The 20,362-nt window shown below is 51.1% G+C and carries 13 protein-coding genes; 7 read left to right on the forward strand and 6 right to left on the reverse strand.

Annotated features, from left to right (window positions below; translation table 11 throughout):
• Positions 1-7: 7 nt before the first annotated feature.
• The gene (locus tag ACO08I_RS12920) at positions 8-3,001 is read right to left on the reverse strand and encodes a SusC/RagA family TonB-linked outer membrane protein (RefSeq protein ID WP_421949528.1); all 2,994 of its coding nucleotides are present in this window, start codon (positions 2,999-3,001) and stop codon (positions 8-10) included.
• Between the two features lie 439 nt (positions 3,002-3,440).
• Between ACO08I_RS12920 and ACO08I_RS12925 the strand changes: the two genes are divergently transcribed.
• The 6 genes from ACO08I_RS12925 to ACO08I_RS12950 all read left to right on the forward strand — a co-directional run bounded on the left by ACO08I_RS12925 (position 3,441) and on the right by ACO08I_RS12950 (position 10,559).
• A complete protein-coding gene (locus tag ACO08I_RS12925) occupies positions 3,441-4,715 on the forward strand; it encodes an aspartyl protease family protein (protein WP_282780030.1) in 1,275 nt (424 codons plus the stop codon).
• Positions 4,716-4,859: 144 nt separating this feature from the next.
• Positions 4,860-5,300: a GNAT family N-acetyltransferase gene (locus tag ACO08I_RS12930; RefSeq protein WP_044220445.1), complete on the forward strand. Its 441-nt coding sequence runs from the start codon at positions 4,860-4,862 to the stop codon at positions 5,298-5,300.
• A 9-nt stretch (positions 5,301-5,309) separates the two neighbouring features.
• A complete protein-coding gene (locus ACO08I_RS12935; protein ID WP_044220442.1) occupies positions 5,310-6,785 on the forward strand; it encodes a sodium:solute symporter family protein in 1,476 nt (491 codons plus the stop codon).
• Positions 6,782-7,945: an amidohydrolase gene (locus tag ACO08I_RS12940; RefSeq protein WP_052515959.1), complete on the forward strand. Its 1,164-nt coding sequence runs from the start codon at positions 6,782-6,784 to the stop codon at positions 7,943-7,945. The genes ACO08I_RS12935 and ACO08I_RS12940 overlap by 4 nt, the downstream gene beginning before the upstream one ends.
• Positions 7,946-8,101: 156 nt before the next feature.
• Entirely contained in the window at positions 8,102-9,256 is a 1,155-nt protein-coding gene (gene alr / locus ACO08I_RS12945; protein ID WP_044220440.1) for an alanine racemase, read from the forward strand.
• Between the two features lie 229 nt (positions 9,257-9,485).
• Positions 9,486-10,559 carry an alanine racemase gene (locus tag ACO08I_RS12950; RefSeq protein ID WP_044220438.1) on the forward strand — a complete coding sequence of 358 codons (1,074 nt, stop codon included), beginning with the start codon at positions 9,486-9,488 and terminating at the stop codon, positions 10,557-10,559.
• Positions 10,560-10,568: 9 nt separating this feature from the next.
• On the opposite strand, the gene ACO08I_RS12955 is transcribed toward ACO08I_RS12950, so the two are convergent.
• Together ACO08I_RS12955 and rimK are read right to left on the reverse strand one after the other, a co-directional pair.
• Complete coding sequence (locus tag ACO08I_RS12955; RefSeq protein ID WP_044220435.1) at positions 10,569-11,528, reverse strand: succinylglutamate desuccinylase/aspartoacylase family protein; 960 nt, start codon at positions 11,526-11,528, stop codon at positions 10,569-10,571.
• A 2-nt stretch (positions 11,529-11,530) separates the two neighbouring features.
• Positions 11,531-12,415 carry a 30S ribosomal protein S6--L-glutamate ligase gene (rimK, locus tag ACO08I_RS12960; RefSeq protein WP_044220433.1) on the reverse strand — a complete coding sequence of 295 codons (885 nt, stop codon included), beginning with the start codon at positions 12,413-12,415 and terminating at the stop codon, positions 11,531-11,533.
• Positions 12,416-12,488: 73 nt separating this feature from the next.
• Here rimK and ACO08I_RS12965 point away from each other — a divergent pair, with 73 nt between their 5' ends.
• Positions 12,489-13,793 carry an MFS transporter gene (locus ACO08I_RS12965; protein WP_044220431.1) on the forward strand — a complete coding sequence of 435 codons (1,305 nt, stop codon included), beginning with the start codon at positions 12,489-12,491 and terminating at the stop codon, positions 13,791-13,793.
• Positions 13,794-13,918: 125 nt separating this feature from the next.
• Here the strand turns inward: ACO08I_RS12965 and ACO08I_RS12970 are convergent, their stop codons facing one another.
• The 3 genes from ACO08I_RS12970 to ACO08I_RS12980 all read right to left on the reverse strand — a co-directional run bounded on the left by ACO08I_RS12970 (position 13,919) and on the right by ACO08I_RS12980 (position 20,320).
• Positions 13,919-17,173, reverse strand: a complete 3,255-nt coding sequence (locus ACO08I_RS12970) for a PA domain-containing protein (RefSeq protein WP_421949529.1) — start codon at positions 17,171-17,173, stop codon at positions 13,919-13,921.
• A gap of 143 nt (positions 17,174-17,316) precedes the next feature.
• Entirely contained in the window at positions 17,317-19,089 is a 1,773-nt protein-coding gene (locus ACO08I_RS12975) for a T9SS type A sorting domain-containing protein (RefSeq protein ID WP_421949530.1), read from the reverse strand.
• A 79-nt stretch (positions 19,090-19,168) separates the two neighbouring features.
• Complete coding sequence (locus ACO08I_RS12980; RefSeq protein ID WP_421949531.1) at positions 19,169-20,320, reverse strand: Gfo/Idh/MocA family protein; 1,152 nt, start codon at positions 20,318-20,320, stop codon at positions 19,169-19,171.
• Positions 20,321-20,362 lie beyond the last annotated feature (42 nt).

Raw genomic sequence — 20,362 nt, forward strand, 5'->3', positions numbered from 1 at the left:
TTTCAAGTTAGAAATTAAGATTTACGCCCAGTGTGAATGTCCGCGAAGCAAAGTAGCTGTAGCGGCGGTCGATACCAGGGCTAAGTACATCAGGATTAGAGAAGTCTACTTCTCCACCGTTATCTGATGAACCATAGTCTACTAATGATGGTTCAGGGTCTGTACCGGTATAGTTCGTCAGTACGAACAGGTTTTGTCCGGTAAGCGACACTGTAAGACCGCGAATCGCGCTTCCTTTCTCAAAGCTGAATCTTCTGGAGATCGTCAGGTTGTCCAGCTTGAAGAAGTCAGCCTCTTCCACATAGAGTGAGCTGAATTGAGCAGAAGTCAATCCTGGCTCTGCTAACTCTGTATTAACAAAGTTATAAGAAGTCTGCGAAGAAATGCGAGGCTCGTAGAACGCACGGAAAGTATTTACAAGGCTATGGCCTAATGCCCCACGGAAGAAGGCATTTACCGACCAATCGCCGAAGGAAAGTTGGTTTGTCCAGCCGAATTCCAAATCGGGGATACCATTGCCCAATGTGGTAAAGTCTGCGTCAGGGTTCAAAGCATTACCCTGATCACCAATCACCTGGCCATCACCATTGATGTCTTGAAGGATTGGAGATCCATCTTCACCTACACCTTCAAAAACAGGCCCCCAGATCTGACCGATCTCCTGACCTTCACGGATGACAACCATGTTGGTTCCGTTCTGACCAGGTGCACCGAGGTTAGCGCGCTGCTCTTCAGGTACTACGTATTCTTCGAGTGTAGTTTTGTAAGTGCTAAGGATCAGGCCTGTGTTCCAAATCATATTATCCTTGCGGACCACATCATAACCCAGTGTCAGCTCAGCGCCCTGAGTAGTGAGCAAGCCAGCATTCTCAAACCGGCGGTCTGTACCAAATACAGCTACATCAACCGTACGCTCCAGGATGAAGTCCTGAATATTACGATCATACAGGTCTAAAGTAGCATTGAAGCGACCCATTGTGAATTCCACACCGAGGTTCAGCTCTCCTTTTTCCTCCCATTTGAGGTCAGGGTTAGCAGCACGGACCAATTCTGTGGAGACACTACCGTCATCTCCGTTTACAACTTGGCGGATGGGCTGAGATAGTCCGTTTGGTCCAGGCAGGGCACCTGTTACACCGTAACCTACCCGCACTTTCAGGAGGTCTACGTTATTGATATCAAGGTAGCGGTTAACGTCGACACCTACACCCAGCGCAGGGAAAATACCCCAGCGGTTGTCTGCACCAAGCTTGGTAGAACCTTCACGTCGAACAGATGCGTTCAGGAAGATCGCATCATCAATTGTCATGTTCGCACGGGCGAAGAAGGCAATGATTTTCTCATCAGGAGAAACAGCACTGTTGGCCTGAATAAAGCCAGCATTCTGCAAGTCCTGAGAAGTCTGAATCAAGTTGCCAAAGTCCAGCGTATTGTCCGGGAAGTCACCCAGGCTGAGGAACTTAGACTCGAAGTTGTTCTGCTGATAAGAGTAACCACCTGTAACACGCAGGTTAGAACGGCTGCCTACATCTGCAACATAAGTCAGGTAACCTTCAAACAACTGGAAAGAGGTGATCTCATCGTAAAACTCAGCAAGGCCCTTGCGGGTTGGGCTGGTTGCGTTACCTCTGAACAGTGAAGTAGTGGGATAGTACTCTTCGTTAGCCACAGTAGTCTTTTGGTTTGCCACGCGGCCAGCAATTTCCAGATTAGGCGTAATGTCGTAGCCTACCCGTGCACCATAAGTAACTTCTGTACGTTGTCCCTGATTGCGGTTTTGCTCGATGATAGAAACCGGGTTGAAGCTATCAAACAAGCCCAGTGTCTCGAAAAAGCCGCCATACTGCTCGCTTGCAAATGGGAATGGCGCGTTGGCACCAAGGACCGGAGCAGTAGGGTTGTACAGTACACCATAGCGGAGGGCTTCGTTGAAGCCAAAATCAGAATTCCGGTTGGTAAATGAAGAGTTGAAGTCGATGCTAACTTTCTCGTTGAAAGCTTTTGTAGAAAGGTTCACACGCCCGTTGAACTGCTCAAAACCAGAGTTCTTCAGGATACCATCCACATTACGATAGTTACCGGAAACACGGTAAGTGGTATTCCCTGATCCCCCGGAAGCAGACAAGCTGTGTACGTTGCTAATACCAACGCGCGTCACTTCATCGATCCAATCGGTTTGGCTGCCCAGGTCTGTACCTCCGGCTGCAACGAATTCGTCAGGGCTCATAACCGGCACACTGTTGAATGCCGTTGAGGCAGCAGTCTGACCATTATAAGAGAACTCGACGCCCTTGCTTTGGCTACCGGAGCGGGTAGTCACCAGGATAACCCCTGAGGAACCCCGTGAACCGTAGATCGCAGCGGCAGAGCCGTCCTTCAGGACGGTTACGTTCTCAATATCGTTGGGGTCAACGTTATCAAGAGAAGCACCAATGATACCGTCTACCACTACAAGTGGCTCAGTGTTGGCACCTACAGTAGAGATACCGCGCAGGCGGATAACGCTCTGCCCGTTGGGGTCACCACCCCGGTTGTACACCTGAAGGCCAGCCACCTTACCCTGTAATAACTGGGAAGGGTCGGTGATAGGCCCCTGGTTGAAATCTTCAGCGCTCACTGAAGTAACCGCAGAAGTAATTTCCTTCTCCTTCTGAGAACCATAACCTACAACAACGACCTCCTCCAGCTGCTGACCAGCAGAGAGGGTAACGTCGATCTTGGTTTGGCTGCCAATTTCAACGCGCTGAGAGCTGTATCCTGTGTAAGAGAATTCCAGCTCTTTGGCATTTTCTGAAACGTTAAGGGAATAAGCACCATCAAAGTCCGTAATGGTACCAGTGCTGGAGCCAACAACGAGTATGTTTGCCCCGATTAGAGGCTCACCCGTCTCAGCATCCGTAACCGTACCGGTGATGGTACGCTGTGCAAAAGTGAAATTACACAGCAGGAGCGCCAAGACAAGGAGACCGCCCCTTGTCATGGAGTTGATGTTAAGTTTCATACACTACTTTGGTTTAGTTAGTAAAAACTATGTCTGATTAATAAATCCTGTTACTGCAAACGAAGCCGTCAAACCCTGAGGGCAGCGCTTGCAATTTCTTTGCTGAAGCCGGGGCTTCATTTGTTCAATGGGATCAATGGGATAAAAATCAAGGTCATAGACAAATTGTGTCTGTTTTACACTAACTAGTCCGTAAAAGTCTCAATTTAGCAGGAAAAAACAAAGATCAGCAAACAGTTTTTTACAAATAAGCTTCAAACCAAATTAAATTATGATGTTAAAATAACGTTAACCGCTTGTTCCTGCAAGGAAAACGCCCCAATTTTATTTTCCGCTGCCTGCGCAAAAAAGATATCTGCAGATGCTGAGCAAATGTCGGGCATACCGGAACTCCTACGGAAATATACTGTTCTGAATCTTAGCAAAGAATACCTGCCACATGCCAAAACCCAACGATTTGTTTGCAACTCCGTTCCTCCGTTGCCTTCGGGTGGTGCTGACGGCGCTCTGGCTGGCAGGCGGCCCCGTTTCATATGCACAGTACACCGATCTGGAAATCACCGGCGGGAAAACAAAAATCGATCTTCCGTTCCGGTATACCAATGGCTTTATAGTTGTTCCGGTTGTGTTCGAAAACTGGTTCCCGCTAAACTTCATCTTTGATACGGGAGCCGAGCATACCATTCTCAGCCAACGGGAAATCACCGATCTGCTTCAACTCGAATACCGCCGGCGTTTTACCCTGATTGGCTCCGACCTGAGCCGCGAGTTTTATGCCTATTTGGTTTCAGGCATCAATTTGCAGGCTGGCTCGGTACTGGCCAAAAACCGGTCCATTCTGGTACTGGAGGAAGACTACCTAAGGTTTGAAGATTACACGGGTGTGGAAATCCACGGTATTCTGGGGGCTGATTTTTTCCGGAGGTTTGTAGTGGAGATCGACTATCGCCGGCAGCTCATTACGCTGTATGATCCGCGGGAATTTGTAAAGCCCGGAAAGGGTTTTACTCCGGTTGCAGCGAATTTCAGAAAAAGCAAGCCCTACGTTTTTCCTGAGGTGGCCCTGCGGCAGGGAGACACCAGTACGCTGAAGCTGCTTCTCGATACCGGAGCTGCCCTTCCGTTGCTCATCAACACCGACAGCGACCCGGGGCTGGTGCTTCCCGAGCGGGTCATCCCCAGTAATCTCGGTGCAGGGCTGGGTGGCTTCCTGAGGGGCTATCAGGGCAAAGTCTCCAGCCTGGAAATCCCGCCCTATCAATTCTCAAGCGTGGTCACCAGCTATCAGGAAATCATGCTGGGAACGGCAATAGACAGTAGCAGCCTGGACCAGCGCAACGGCATTCTGGGCAATGAAATATTAAGGCGGTTTACTGTTATTTTGGATTACGTTCGGGAGGAAGTCTACCTTGAGCCCAATAAAAACTATGATGACGAATTTAAGGTAGACCGCAGTGGTATGCTCGTCATCGCCACGGGGCCCGGGCTTCGAGACTTCTTAATCTACAGCGTTATTGAAGGCAGCCCGGCTCATGAAGCCGGATTGAAGCCTGGTGATGAGATCAGGCGCATCAACTGGGTCCCCGCCTCATTCCTTACGCTGAGCAGTATCATCAACCGGCTGCAGAAACCTTCCGGTAAACGTTTGCGCATTGTGGTCAGACGGGATAAGGAGCGCATCAAGACCTCATTCGTACTTCGGGACCTGATTTAAGTTTTGAGCCCTAAAGCCAGGCCCTTTCCCTCCGAGCTTTTATCCTCAGCTGATATTCCTTATATTCCGCCATATGCCTGATGCTCCTCAACCTGAGGGCGCAGGCAACGTTCTATCATTGAATTAAATCATTTACAACCACTTATGAATATTAAGGTATATACCCCTTTTGAACCTGCCACTATTTCGGAAAAGGAACATATCGTCAATTTTCTGTTCCATCACCTCGATCAATACGGCGATGCCCGGGAGGACATCCACAAAGCTATCCAATATGCTTTGAAGGAAACCGCTTCCCATGGCGGCTTTGTCATTGCCGGAGAACTGGAGGGCGAGATTGTGGGGGCGGTGGTCATCAACCGTACAGGTATGGAAGGGTATATTCCTGAAAATATCCTGGTGTACATCGCTGTCGACGGTAGTCAGCGCGGCAAAGGTATCGGTAAGGCCCTCATGCAAAAAGCCATCGACCTGGCACAGGGGGATATTGCCCTTCATGTAGAGCCGGACAACCCGGCGCGCCACCTTTATGAGAAGCTGGGCTTCACGAATAAGTACCTGGAAATGCGCCTTAAGAACAAGTAAACCCATTTTATGCATTGGATTGATATTGTTATTTTCATCGTCTACTTCCTGGCGATGCTGGGGATAGGTTTTTTCTTTTTCAAGCAAAATAAAAACTCCGACGACTACTATGTGGGTGGCCGGGATATGGGCAGCCTGCACATCGGTCTGTCCGTGGTCGCTACCGATGTTGGGGGCGGTTTTTCCATTGGCCTTGGTGGGCTGGGCTTCCTGATGGGCATTTCCGGCTCCTGGATGCTATTCACAGGGCTTATTGGTGCGTGGCTGAGCGCCGTCTTTCTCATCCCAAAGGTCAACCGGCTTTCCAAGAAGGTGAACCTGCTGACCTTTCCGCAACTTTTTGACTTCCTTTTCAACCCAAACGTAGCCCTTCTCGCAGGCATTATTTCTGCTATTGGCTACCTGGGTTTCACCAGTTCGCAACTGCTGGCAGGGGCCAAATTAGCCTCAGCTACCTTTACGGGCCTCAGCCTGACTCAGGCTCTTGTAATTATGGGCGTGATTGCGGTGGTCTATACCGTAGCAGGCGGTTTGAAAGCTGTTATTTATACGGATACGGTACAGTGGATTATCCTGATGGCAGGCCTGGTGTTCATCGGTATCCCATTGGGTTACTTCGCTGTTGGTGGTATGGAGGGTATACGGGAGGTGGTCCGGCCAGAGTTTTTGCAGCTGACCAACGTCTCCTGGTCGCAACTGGTCAACTGGGGCGTTACCATCATCCCCATTTGGTTTGTAGGCATGACGCTCTACCAGCGGATTTATGCCTGCCGGGACGAGCAGACGGCAAAGCGGGCCTGGTATACCGCCGGGCTTTTTGAGTACCCGATTATGGCTTTTATGGGCGTTCTGCTGGGGCTGTTTGCCCGGGTGGGTGCCGATCAGGGTATGTTTGTGGACCTGGGGTACACCGATCCTGAGGCGATGGACGCGGAGATGGGGCTGCCACTCTTGCTGCGGACGGTGCTGCCTGCCGGGCTGACCGGGCTTATGCTTTCTGCCTATTTCTCCGCGATCATGTCTACGGCAGACAGTTGCCTGATGGCAGCCTCCGGTAATGTGGTCACGGATATCCTGGAGCGCTTCCTGCCATTAAAAGGGGATGAAAAGAAAATCCTGCGTTATTCTCAGGTTGCTACCTTTGCGATCGGTGCAGTCGCCCTGCTTATTGCCATGAGTATGCAAAATGTGCTGGAGCTTATGTTGCTCTCTTATGCCTTCATGGTATCCGGGCTCTTTGTGCCGGTCATTGGTGGTATGTACTGGAAACGAGCAACGCCGACTGCAGCGTTTTGGGCCATGCTCCTGGGCGGGGGCACTACCCTCCTGCTTATTCTGACCAGTTGGCAGCTGCCTTACGATTTGGATGCGAATATTGCGGGGATTTCTATTTCTGCCCTATCCTTCATAATATTGAGCTACGTAACCACCCCGCCGGATATACCGGCTGCGGTAAAACTATCTGATACAACCCGTACGCTATGACCCAAACCAAGCCTTCCTGGATGAGTGATATTGATCAGCTACGGCGCTACCTGCATCAGTACCCTGAGCTAAGTGGCGAGGAGCATGAAACAGCGGCATTTCTGGCCAGGTCTCTTCAGAAACTGGAGCCTGCACAACTCATTGAAGGCATAGGTGGCTGTGGCATGGTTGCTGTTTTCGACAGTGGGCACCCTGGCCCTTCCGTACTGTTCCGGACAGAGCTGGATGCCCTGCCTATTCAGGAGGTTAATGACTTCGACTATCGGTCTACGAAGGAAAATATCGCGCACAAATGCGGGCACGATGGGCATATGGCGGTCATGATGGGGTTTGCAAGAGCCCTGTATCACCATCCACCGGAGAAAGGGCGGGCTCTGCTCCTTTTTCAACCTGCCGAAGAGATTGGAGCCGGTGCCGAATGGATGCTGAAAGACGAAACTTTCGATCAGGTATTGCCCATTGACTACGCAGTAGCTTTCCACAATTTACCCGGTTTTCCGCTAGGTACTATCGTTTGCAAAGAAGGCCCGTTCAGCTCTTCAGTCCAAAGCCTCATTATCCGCCTCAATGGCAAGACCTCCCACGCCGGAGAACCGGAAAACGGCATCAATCCAGCCATGGCTATTGCCGAAATTATCAAAGAAGCGGACATTGCCTGCCAGCCCAATATTGAGGAAGAAGGCTTTGCTATCCTGACCCCGGTGCACATACACATGGGCGAAGTCGCATACGGTGTTTCTGCCGGCTATGGTGAAATACACCTGACCATCAGGACAAAAACAGAGGAGGAAATGCAGGCCCTGAGTGACCGGCTGCTGAGCTACGCCGGGCGGGTTTCCCAAAAGTATGGATTGCAGCTCGATACAGAGTGGACCAATGTATTCCGGACAACACAAAATGACCCCGAAGTGGCCGGCATCATTCAGCAAGCTGCCGCGGATAACGGATTGGAGTACCATGCCAAAGACTGGGCATTCAAGTGGGGAGAAGACTTTGGGGCATTCACACAACAATTCAAAGGGGCCATGTTTGGCATTGGGGCGGGAGAGGACCACCCTGCACTGCATAACCCTGATTACGATTTCCCCGACGCCATCACCCCGGTTGGCATTGACATGTACCGGCGCATTCTGGAGCATCTGCTAGAGCGCACAGACTGATCAAAATTAAAACATTTCTATTGCTATCAGAAAACAGACAAGTCTTGTTCGAACACAAAGGGCAGCTTTAACGTCAGAAATAAACACAAAATAAGGAGCTCCCCGCCGCTGTAAAACTCAGCCAGGTTCCTTAATTTACGCTCAACAACTCTGCCCATGCTAGCGACATCAAAAATTACTATCAGCCGAAAGGCACTGGAAAGCAACTACCGGTTTATCCGCAATCAGATTGGCGATGATGCCAATATCTCGTGGGTGGTCAAGGGAAATGCCTACGGCCACGGTATCGAAATGTTCGCCCCGCTTGCCGTGGCTTGCGGCGCAGAGCACTTTAGTGTGTTTGATGCCAGTGAGGCCTATCGGGTCAGGAAAAGCCTTCAGGACAAAGAAGTGCAAATTATGATCATGGGGATGGTGGAAGACCAGCATCTGGAATGGGCAATCGAGAACAACATCGAGTTTTATGTTTTTGAGCCGGAGCGGCTGGAGGCCGCTGTGCGGGCTGCGCGTAAAGTTGGCAAAAAAGCAAAAGTTCACGTTGAGGTTGAAACAGGCATGAACCGTATTGGCTACGAAGCGCATGAGCTGCCTCATGTGGCAGAACTGCTGCTGAAACACCCGGACCTCCTGCAGTTTCAGGGGCTCTGCACCCACTTTGCCGGGGCAGAGAGCATTGCGAACTACGTACGGGTCACGCAACAGCGCAAGACCTACAAGCGCATTCTCAACTGGTTTGCCAATCAGGGGCTGCAGCCGGATATCAAGCATGTGGCCTGCTCAGCCGCAGCAATACGCTATCCGCCCACCCGGCTGGATATGGTCCGGATCGGCATTCTGCAGTATGGTTTTTGGCCCAGCCGGGAAACCCTCATTGAGCACAACAGCAAAGTCAACCGGCAGGACAACCCGCTGGAACGCCTGATCTCCTGGAAAAGCCAGGTGATGGACACCAAAACGGTAAAAACCGGAGAATACGTAGGCTATGGCACCTCTTACATGGCAACAAAGGAGATGAAAGTAGCCACCATCCCGATTGGCTACGGCCACGGCTTCACCCGCTCGCTAAGCAACGCCGGGCGGGTCCTCATCAGGGGCAAGCGGGTGGGCGTCATTGGCATGGTCAACATGAATGCCATTACGGTGGACATTTCCCAGGTGGATCACGTGGAACGAGGTGATGAGGTGGTTATCATCGGCAATCAGGGAGAACTGGAGCTTGGCGTCTCTGCATTTGGAGAGTTTTCCCAGCAAGTCAACTACGAGTTGCTGACCCGCCTGCCTATGGATATCCCCCGGGAAATTGTAGATTAGCCTAACATGATTAAACCTAGATAACATACGTTTGTTTACCAATTTGAAGATAGAAAGCAATCTTTAAATTAAGCCTTACAGTAATCGAAGCTTTTTACAACACGCTGTCCATTCCATTTTCCGCTCAGCGGAAGCACTATTCCTTTGCTTTATCCGGAAATTCTGCTTTAACCCATGGCCTCTGCGCCTGCCGGTAAAGCCACTCACTTTATAACTTCACTAAATCACCATGGCTTACCTGACACTTAACAAAAGTCACCTTCGGCACAATTATGAGTACCTTGACAGGATATTCAAAAAGCATGATATTGACTGGGCAATCGTTACCAAACTCCTGTGCGGTAACGAGGACTTCCTGAAAGAGGTGGTCAATCTGGGCATCAAAGAGGTCTGCGACAGCCGGATTTTCAACCTTGCCAAGATTAAGAAGGTAGCCCCGGATATGCAAACGGTGTATATCAAACCGCCAGCTATGGGTGAAGTGGAGGATGTGATCCGCTACGCAGATGTAAGCTTCAACTCAGAAAGCGCAACAATTAAACTTCTGTCCGAAGAGGCACAGCGGCAGGGTAAGGTGCACCGCGTGACCATCATGATTGAGCTCGGCGACCTGCGGGAGGGCATTATGGGAGAAAACCTCATCGAATTTTATGAGAAAATCTTCGAACTGCCGAATATCGAAATCGTCGCTATCGGTTCTAACCTGAACTGCCTGCACGGTGTTATGCCCTCAGAAGACAAGCTGATACAGCTTAGCCTTTACAAACAGCTCGTGGAAGCCAAGTTCAATAAGAAAATTCAATGGATTACCGGTGGTACTTCTGTAGTGCTGCCGCTGTTGTTCCGTCAGCAGATACCCTCGGGCATCAACCACTTCCGTATTGGCGAAACGCTTTACTTTGGAGTGGACCTGTTTGAGGAAAAGCCTATAAAAGCGATGAAGCCCGATGTGCTGCGGTTGTTCACACAGATTATCGAGATCACTAAAAAGCCTAAAGTTCCCATCGGACAGTTGGCTGCCAACCCATCCGGTGATGTCTTTGAAGTAAATGAAGAGGACTATGGTAAGGAGTCCTACCGGGCTATACTGGATATCGGTACGCTCGATATTTCTGTGGAGTACCTCATTCCGGATGATGAAGACATCAATATCGTCAATGCCAGCTCAGATATGCTGGTGGTAGACCTGGGTGACAAAAGCCCCAACTACAAGGTAGGCGATGAGATATCCTTTCAGCTCAAATACATGGGCGCGCTGAGCCTGCTTAATTCCGACTATATTGAAAAACGGGTTATTGAGTAAGGCCTGTTGTTATTCGTAGGCGATATGAAATAGTGCATCCCCCTGATTAACCACAGCAGCATTACTGTGCCCTATGATGCAGCCGGTATGAGAGGCTTTGACCGCTTTACTGTCTTTGCTGCCGTAGGGATCGTTAATCCATCCGATCTCTTCTCCTTTCTCCACCTGATCCCCTGATGACTTTTCCCAGAGGAAGAGCCCGGCTTTAGGCGAACGTACCCAGCTTTGGTGGCTGAAGTGTTGCCGCAGATAGGGCTGCCCGGCTGCTTCCCCCGGAACCATACCCAGGTAGCTCAGCAGGCGGTCGAGCCCCGCCAGGCCATACTCGATGGAGGCGGCATCATAGCGTTGGCTTTCTCCACCTTCGAAGATCAGGGCGGGCTTGCCGTACTCCAGGGCAATTTTCCGGAAAGACTTCTGAATGGGCGCTTTGGCCACACTAAAGGGTGCACCGAACACTTTAGCAAGTTCCTCGCTGCGCTCATCGCCTTTGCTGTAGCGTATCTGCGGGTAATTGTACAAATTAGCTCCGCCTGTGTGGTAATCGAGTATAATATCGACACCAGGCAGCACCTTTTTAGCCAGGGCATTCGCCAGGCGGGAGGCCAGAGAGCCCCGGCTGCTGCCCGGAAAAGAGCGGTTGATGTCTTTACCATCCGGCACTTCCCGCGACCGGTTTACAAAACCATAGACATTCACCAGTGGAATCGCTACGACACTTCCTTTTTGCAGTTCAGCAAAGCGCCCGTTTTGAAGTGCCCGGCGCACGATCTCCACCCCATTGATCTCATCCCCGTGGATACCTGCCATAACCAGCAGGGCCGGGCCGGGGGCCTCCGCACGAAAGACATGCGCCTCGATCCGGATAGGGTTGCCGGAGGGTAACTGGCCAACCGGAATTTTAACCACTTCATCCTCCCCCGGAGCGATACTTGACTTGTGGATTTCTAATGGCAGGGCTTCACTCATAGTCAGGATGATTGCGCTAAGGTTTCTTCGATAAATTGAATGATTCTTCCGGCAACGTTTATACCGGTGACGGTTTCTATCCCTTCCAGCCCGGGAGAGGCGTTTACCTCCATAATCAGTGGGCCGCGCTCTGAACGCAAAAAATCCACCCCACCGACATGGAGCCCCATAATTTGTACAACTCTTACGGCCAGCTCCTGCTCTTCGGGGGTAAGCTTCACCTGCCTTGCAGAGCCGCCGCGGTGCAGGTTGGAGCGAAACTCACCGGGCCGGGCCTGCCGTTCCATGGCAGCCACCACCTGATTATTGACCACAAGCACCCGGACATCCCTGCCCCTTGCCTCCCGGATAAACTCCTGCAGCATCACGCGATTGTTCAACCGCTGAAAAGCTTCCACGGTAGATTCTACCGTACGGAAGGTTTCTGCAAGTATGACCCCTATGCCATGAGTACCCTCCAAAAGCTTGACGACTACCGGCAATCCCCCCAGCTGACTGACCGCCGCCTGCATATTCTGGCCGGAAGCGACGAAGACCGTTTTAGGGATCTGTATACCATGTTGCGCAAGGCGGTGCAGGCAGCGCAGTTTGTCCCGGGCTTCAATCAGGGCGGCGGCATTAGCGGCCACAAAGACATTCATATTCTCAAACTGGCTGATGACAGAAGCTCCGATGGAAGTTACGGAAGCTCCAATACGGGGAATGACCGCATCAAACCGTTCCAACCGATACCCCTGATAGAGGATACGGGGGCGGTCGCGCTCCAGTACTAAAGAACAGCGGGTATGATCAACAACATGCATTTCGTGCCCTCTTTTGATCCCTGCCCTGATCAGACTCTGGGTGGAATACAACTGCGGGCCACGGGAAAGAATCGCGATTTTCATAATTCCGAATGGTTATTCGTAATTTACGCACTGATCAAAGGTAATCCAATTTTCCTCACGCTCACCACATCTTATGGCTCCATCTTCTACAGATTTCCCGATTAATGACAAGCGCATCATCAATGGCTGGGCCATTTTTGACTGGGCCAATTCCGCTTTTGCGCTGGTGATTACCGCTGCAATTTTCCCGGCTTACTTTGTGGCGGTAACGGATGAGGACCTCTCCGTCCTTGGGATGGAAATGTCCAATAGTTCCCTGTATACTTTTGCCATATCGGCTTCGTACTTCATCATTGCCCTCTTCTCCCCTTTCTTATCCGGCATAGCAGACTATGGGGGCCGGCGGAAGTTTTTCCTTAAGTTTTTTACCATTTTGGGTTCCTTATCCTGCCTTTCCCTGTTTTTCTTTAAAGGTATGGATCAGCTCGAACTGGGGACGGTCGGCTTCATGCTGTCTATGATTGGTTTTGCCGGCGGGCTGGTATTTTACAATGCCTTTTTGCCCGTGATCGTCACCGAGGACCTCTACGACCGGGTGAGTGCACGGGGGTTCTCCTTTGGCTATATCGGGAGTGTTATTTTGCTCATTATCAACCTGGTGATGGTGCAGTTTTGGGAAGGTTTGGGTTTTCCTGATCAGGGCACGGCCACACGCTATGCCTTTCTTTCCGTAGGGCTGTGGTGGATCGGCTTTGCACTTATCCCGTTCCGGCGGCTTCCTTCGGATGAAAAGCAAAAGGCATCTCCTGAAATGCTGCGCAAAGGGTTTCAGGAACTGAAAAAGGTCTGGCGTGCGGTGAAGGGGGAGCAAAACATTCGTTCCTTCCTGTTTTCCTTTTTCTTTTACAGCGCCGGCGTGCAGACGGTGCTATTCCTGGCCAGCACCTTCGCCAGCAAAGAGCTTAACTTTGAGACTTCCGAGCTGATCATCATCATCCTGCTGCTCCAAGTCGTCGCCATCCTGGGGGCTTATAGCTTCGCCCGCCTCTCAGAATGGAAAGGCAATAAAATATCTTTGATTACCATGCTGCTGATTTGGATGGCGATTTGTATTGTAGGGTACCTTGTGCAGGAGAAAGCTCAGTTTTACGCCATCGCGGCAGCCGTTGGGCTCGTTATGGGAGGGATACAGTCCCTGTCCCGGTCTACTTACTCCAAGCTAATCCCCGAGAGCTCCGATGATACGACTTCTTACTTTAGTTTTTATGATGTACTGGAAAAGGTAGCTATTATTATCGGCACGTTCACCTTTGGGTTAATGGAGCAGATTACCGGCAGTATGCGGCTGAGTATGCTGGTGCTAAGCGGATTCTTTTTGGTTGGGCTGCTTTTGTTGCTCAGGGTAAAAGTTCGGGCTACTGCAGCACCAGTGGTGTAAATTACAGGGGCTACTGCAGCATATAAAAGAGCGCCGCCCGGCACGCTACGAGAGCGGCCGGGCGGCGCTTTTCTATTGTAGTCAATGAGTCGCTGAACTTAATTATTCAGCATGCCCAAAGGCTATTACTTAATGATAACAGACTGCGTGAACTGCGCCTGTCCATCAACCACCTGCAGCATGTAAGTGCCGGCAGCGAGGTTGCGTACGTCAAGCTCGATGTTGTCGCTCTGAAGTGTACCAAGGTCGCGGCTCAGTACCACCTGACCCAATGCATTCACCAGGCGGATGTTCAGGCGGCTGGCTACTTCCGGCAGATCGATCTGTACATTCAGCACATCCTTCGCAGGATTAGGGAATACAGATACGCCCTGCTCCAGCGCTACATCGCTCACATCAACCGTCTGGCAGGAAACACAGTAGCCGAAGCAAACCGGATCAAGCGGAATGTTCATGGTACCGGTTTCCACAAAGCGGTCGTTAAACTCGCCGGTCGTACAGTCGTCACCAATGCTGGTATCGATGTTCTCCCATCCGTCAGGACCGTTCTTGAACTTGTAAGTCGCAGTAGAGTTTTCAGGAATCTGTACAGTAACCGTGTAGATGTTATCTCCATCCAGGTCAGACATCTCAACGTTATTGAAATCGCTGAAGCTACCGGCCAGGAATACACCGTCCGGGCTGAGTTCGCCAGCTTCTACGAGCAGGGATACATCAACAGCCATCTGTACGTTTACAGTTGGTGGGTTGAAGATCAGCTCCCAGTCAAAACCAGCAGCGTCATTCCGGTCGATCCACTCAATGTAGTAAGTCGTACCTGCCGTCACTTCGATGTCTTCCACACTTGAAGCGATGATACAGTCGTCATCACTTTCAGCGATCAGCTCCAGAGACTGTAAACCACAATCGCCAGTGTAAACGAACAACCAGGTATCAGCGTCAGTACCACAAGAGTTGATGCTCATAGTGCCATCGCTATCAGGCGTGAAGGAGTACCATGCGCCACCAGAGTATGGAGTAGTAGAAGTCGTGAAGTAACCCGGGCGATAGCCACCAACAGAAGCTTCACCGAACTCCTCTACAGTGTAGGTACCTGGATCAACAGCTTCAGCAGACTCACAGAAATCGCCCACAGGCAGATCGCCTTCGTTGAGCGTCAGTTCCCAGTCAAAGCCGGCAGCTTCCCAGGTATCATCCCAAACGATGTAGTAGGTTTCGCCGGAAGTAACTGGCACCTCACGGTAAGTAGCCCATGCACTGCCGCCAGCGGAAATTTCACAGCGGTCATCATTCACACCTACTGGTGTAAGATCACCACAGTCACCCGCCAGGATCCATGCGCGGGTATCCACACCGCCTCCGCAAGCGCTTACACTAATGTAGCCATCAGCGGTAGCGGTATAGCTGAACCAACGGGCCTGCAGACCAGCTCCGTCAGATGGATCATAGAACAGACCACCACCAAAGCAGTCCAGTTCTTCTGCTGTAATGACACCTGGCTCCACAACTGTAGCCGTCTGGCAGTACAGTCCGTCACCTGGCTCAGGGATCAGCGCTACCGTGAAGTCGTCTACATACCAAAAATCAGGTTCGTTTGGTCTTGGGTAGTAGTTCACTGCGCCTATTGACTGCAAGTTTCCGGTACTGCTGGCATCAAAGTTCAGCGGCCAGCTGGATACCCACTGCCCATCAATATGCATGCGGATGAGGTCATTATCGATATCAATCACCGTTACAATCGAGAACCATTCTCCTTCCGGGTAGGTAAAGTTAGCACGAGGGTCAGCTGCACCTGCATTGAGGTCGCCAGTGCCATCACCATTGAAGAACACCTCTACTGCCCATTCTACGGCTGGTGTTGCATCCTTCTGGAAGTTAAAGTAGGCTGTGGAATCGGCAGGTATGTACATGTTCCAGCTAACGACATAGTGACCGGTAGTCAATGTCTGGTTAGATAACAGGTAAACCGGGTCTACGTCTGTACCGTCACCCGTGATAAGGTGAGAGTTAGAACCACTTGCCGCCTGATCAGAGCTTACATCACCAAGGATGATACCAGCAGCAGGCCAGGGGATAATGAAGTTGTTCACCGGTGGTGCACCTACGGTCTGCCCCTCAAAGTCTTCAGTCCAGATTACAGTAGGCTCGTCGCAGGTAGCCATGTCCAGCGGACAAGCTTCGCAAGCAGCGAAACATACCGCATCAACCTCTACCGGGAAAATTGAAGTATTGATGAACGGACGCACATTGAAGCCAAAGCCGCTTGGCACGCCACAGGAATCAGGGACAACTTCCAGGTTAGCAGGGTCTACGCCGCCGTTCACAAAAGCATAGCCAATAGTATCCAGTGTCGTTACCTGAATAGTTGTTGAGTAGATACCATCGCCATCATCGTCAGACATCGCCTGAATGATCACCTCGTTGAGGTCAGCTACACCAGGACCGCCAACAACCACGCTAACACCTTCTGCTGCTACCGTTTCGTTCTGCATGTCTACATTCAGCGTAACATCAACAGGCTCAGGATCACCCAGGCTGACGGTGAAGTCAAAGCCGTCAGAAGAGTTCGCATCATCCCAGAGGATGTAATATTCCTCGCCTTCAAATACCAGCCAGTCCAGTGTGGAGCCATCATCGTCTGGGCAGCCACCCTGGTTAAATATAAGGTTGGTCAAAGTCGCACGGCAATCTGTAACGCTGTTGAACAGCAAACGTGTGGCGGCTGCGCTTCCACAGGAGCTAACGGTTACCACACCAGTTGCAGAAGGCGTATACTTGTACCAAACTTCGCCGGTAGCCCCTACGAAAGTGTTGCTGGAGTCCATAGGGATCTCATCAACAGTAAAGGTGCCTTCGCCGATCTCAATAGCTGATTCAAAGGTACTGCCTGCAGGCACATCATAGGTTACTGTCAAACCAGTTTCCATGCGGATGGTCTGGCAGTTGTTGTAGCTCAGCACCACCGTAGGGATGGTGATATCCGGGCGGCAGCCAGCACCACTTGCTACGTTCAGGATAGCATCTGGGTTAGCGGTGTCATTATTACAAAGAATTACACCTACGGCACCCGCAGCCTGTGCATTGGCTACTTTGGCATCGAAGCCGCAAGCACCGCGGTCAATCAAGGCTACAGAACCAGACAGGTCATCAGTGATTTCAACACAGGCGGTCGAAAGGCCGTCTGCATCTGACACAACAGTAACAGGGCCAGAGAAGCTTGGTGTGGCAGTGGGGTTCGTAAACACCGCAATACCATGATTGTAGCTACCAGCAACACTTGCCGGAGCATCTACAGTAAACGATTGTGCCTGCACAGAGGTCATCGCAAAAGCCATGACTGCTAGTAGTGCAAGCAGCTTGTTCATGTAAGTTTTTTTCATACGAAACGTATTGAATTGAGTGAATGGAATAAAAGTTAACAATCGGTTGAACAGTAGAAAAGCAGGTTAGAAGCCTGCAATTTTCCACTGTTTATCTTTAAGGGCGCTGAGGCCATGTATGTACCCCTGGCACCCCTGCGTTATCATTTAATTAGCACCGTTTGCGTCGCCTGCCGGTCTCCCATCAGTACACGTAACTGATAGGTGCCTGCAGGAATACTATGGACAGGCAGCTGAAGCTGTACCTCTCCGCCGTCCAGTTGCCTTTCGGCTAGCGGCTGCCCCAGCATGTTCAGCAGGGTGACTTGTGTGCGCCCCTTGAACTGACTTTGCTCCAGCCGGATGTTCAGCACATCTGATGCCGGATTTGGGAAAACGGTAAAGCTCTGCTTAAGAACTTCATCCTGCTCCACACCCACGAACGCATCGAAGCCAAGCTCCCAGATGTAGAGCTCGTCGCCGGGCCCGTCCATCCAGCGGTCGATCCACTCGATGTAGTAGGTTTCGCCACCTGTGACCTCAATGCTGTCCAGGCTGGAGGTCAGCAAACCTTCTCCGCATCCATTGTCATTCTGAGCCACCAGGTTGAGCCCCTCGAAAGTGGAGCAATCCCCGGTATACACAAAAAAGTGCGTATCACTTGCTGCAAAATCACAGGCGGAAATGCTCATATAGCCGTCTGAGCCAGGCGTAAACTGATACCACTTGGATTGTGCGTAGTTGGTCGTAGAACCAGAGGTGTTGTTGATATTGGGGCCAGCCACCGCAGACTCTCCGTCGATTGCGCCCACCTCGTGTTCACCCGGCTCAATATCTTCGGCAGATTCGCAGAATTGACCTTCAGCAGGAGCTTCCTCCACCAATGCAAGTTCAAACCCAAAGCCAGAGTCCGACCATGCATTATCAAACATTATATAATAAGTATCGCCTGCAGTGACCACGGCCTCTCTGTAGGAGGCATAATCATCACCATCACCTGTATCGCAGCGGTCGTCGTTCACACCAACGATGCCTAGATTTTCACAATCAGCACCTTTAAAGATCCAAACCCGGCTATCTACTCCACCCCCACAACTGGAAACAGACATGATGCCATCTGTGGAAGGCGTATATTGATACCAGTGAGCTTTGAAGCCACTGCCGCTGCCGCCCTGATCATAACTGCCTCCATAACAAGTCAGCTCCGGTACAGCATAGAAGCCGGGCTCTTCCAGAACTTCGGCCGTGTAACAGTATTGCCCTGCTTCCGCTGCCGGAATTTCCAGCAAACTAATATCATCGATGAAGTAAGAATGTCCGGTATTCTGCGGGTAAAAGTTGATACTGTGCATCTGGCTTGATTCCGTACTCCCGCTGCTGAACGGCCAGGTGTCTACTGTTCTTTCATTAATGACGAGGCGGGCGTAGTCGCTGTCTATATCTATAAAAAGATACACCGGGAACCATGTACCGGATGGGTATACAAAGGAGGCGTCGTCGCTGCCATCATACTTTTCGAGTATGCCTTTCCCGCCTTCGAAGAGTACATCAAACGCCCAAAACCCCTCTGTATCGGTCGGGGCTTCGTGCTGCAGGTTGAAATAGGCACTTGTGCTGTCGTATACGAACATTGACCAGGACAGGACGTAGTGCCCGCTTTCCTGCCCGCCAAGCAGCAGCAGAGCATCCTGCCCATCGATGTTTCCATCAATTTTGATGGAATTACTGCCTGTATTGGCTTGTTCGGCAGAGACTTCTGCCCCGACGGTTGCACCTGGCCAGGTATCCCAGTCGTCTGACTGAAAGGTAATATCGCCTGTGGCATAGGCCGACAGGTCATCCATCAATAAAACTCCCGGCTCATCACAAGTGACCTGCGCATTCAGGGTGAAACTCATCAATCCAATCAGGAAGAAGAAAGTGTAGCGTTTTTTCATACTAATGTTTGTGCTTTTTTATGCTTCAGGTGTTTTCCACCTTGGTAAATAATCGGTTGTTAACGTAGCTCTCGGTGTATTACACCGGCAGCCATTTTTGATCGCTCTCGGAAGATTCAATAACCCGGTCGATAAATTTCATCCCCCGGACCCCATCCTCAACGGTTGGAAAATCTTCATACACCGGGTCTGCTTTTTGTCCGGATAGTTTAGCACGCAGGCAATGAGCAAAATTCCGGTAAATGTTTGCAAAAGCTTCCAGGTAGCCTTCCGGGTGCCCGGCGGGGATACGGGCAGCAGACTGAGCGGCAGGGTAAAGATCCCCCACGCCGGTTCGGAGCAGTTGTTCGGGCTTGTCCAGCCAGCGCACCTTTAGGTCGTTGGGGTACATTTGATGCCATTCCAGGCCACCTTTTTCTCCGTATACCCGGATATGCAGAGCATTTTCTTCTCCAGCTGCAACCTGAGTCGCGTAGAGAATACCCCGGGCGCCGTTGTCGAAGCGAAGCAACACGCTACCGTCATCATCCAGCTGCCGCCCTTCCACGAAAGTGTGGAGGTCTGCGCACAGTTTGGTGATCCGAAGCCCTGAAATGTACTCTGCCAGGTTTTCTGCGTGGGTCCCTATATCGCCCATTGCCCCTGCTGCACCCGAACGCTTAGGGTCGGTACGCCAGGAGGCTTGTTTTTGGTTCGTCGCTTCCAGACGAGTGGAAAGCCACCCCTGCGGGTAGGCGACAATAACTTTTCGGATAGCCCCAAACTCACCGTTGCGGACCATTGCCCGCGCCTGTTTGACCATAGGGTACCCGGTATAATTGTGGGTTAATGCAAACAACAACCCTGTCGATTCGACAAGTTGTTGCAGCTCAAGGGCTTCGTCAGTATTGAAGGAAAGAGGTTTATCGCATACAACAGAGAAGCCGTTCTCCAGGGCCATTTTTGCCGGTGGGAAATGTACGTGGTTAGGTGTAACGATAGACACAAAATCCATACGCTTGCCTTCGGGCAGGGCTTTTTCCTTCAGGATCATTTCCCCGAAACTGCCGTATACCCGGTCAGGAGGAAGATAAAGGTCAGCACCGGAAGCTTTAGACTTTTCCGGGTCGCTGCTAAAAGCTCCGCAAACCAGCTCTATTTCACCATCCAGGGTAGCAGCCATCCTATGCACAGCACCGATAAAGGCACCGCGACCGCCACCCACCATTCCCATACGGATTTTTCGGCTCATATAGATAGTCAGCTAATTATAATCTCTCTCTCAGTCGGGATT

The sequence above is a fragment of the Phaeodactylibacter xiamenensis genome (assembly GCF_965229835.1).
GTDB classification, from domain to species: Bacteria; Bacteroidota; Bacteroidia; order Chitinophagales; family Saprospiraceae; genus Phaeodactylibacter; species Phaeodactylibacter xiamenensis.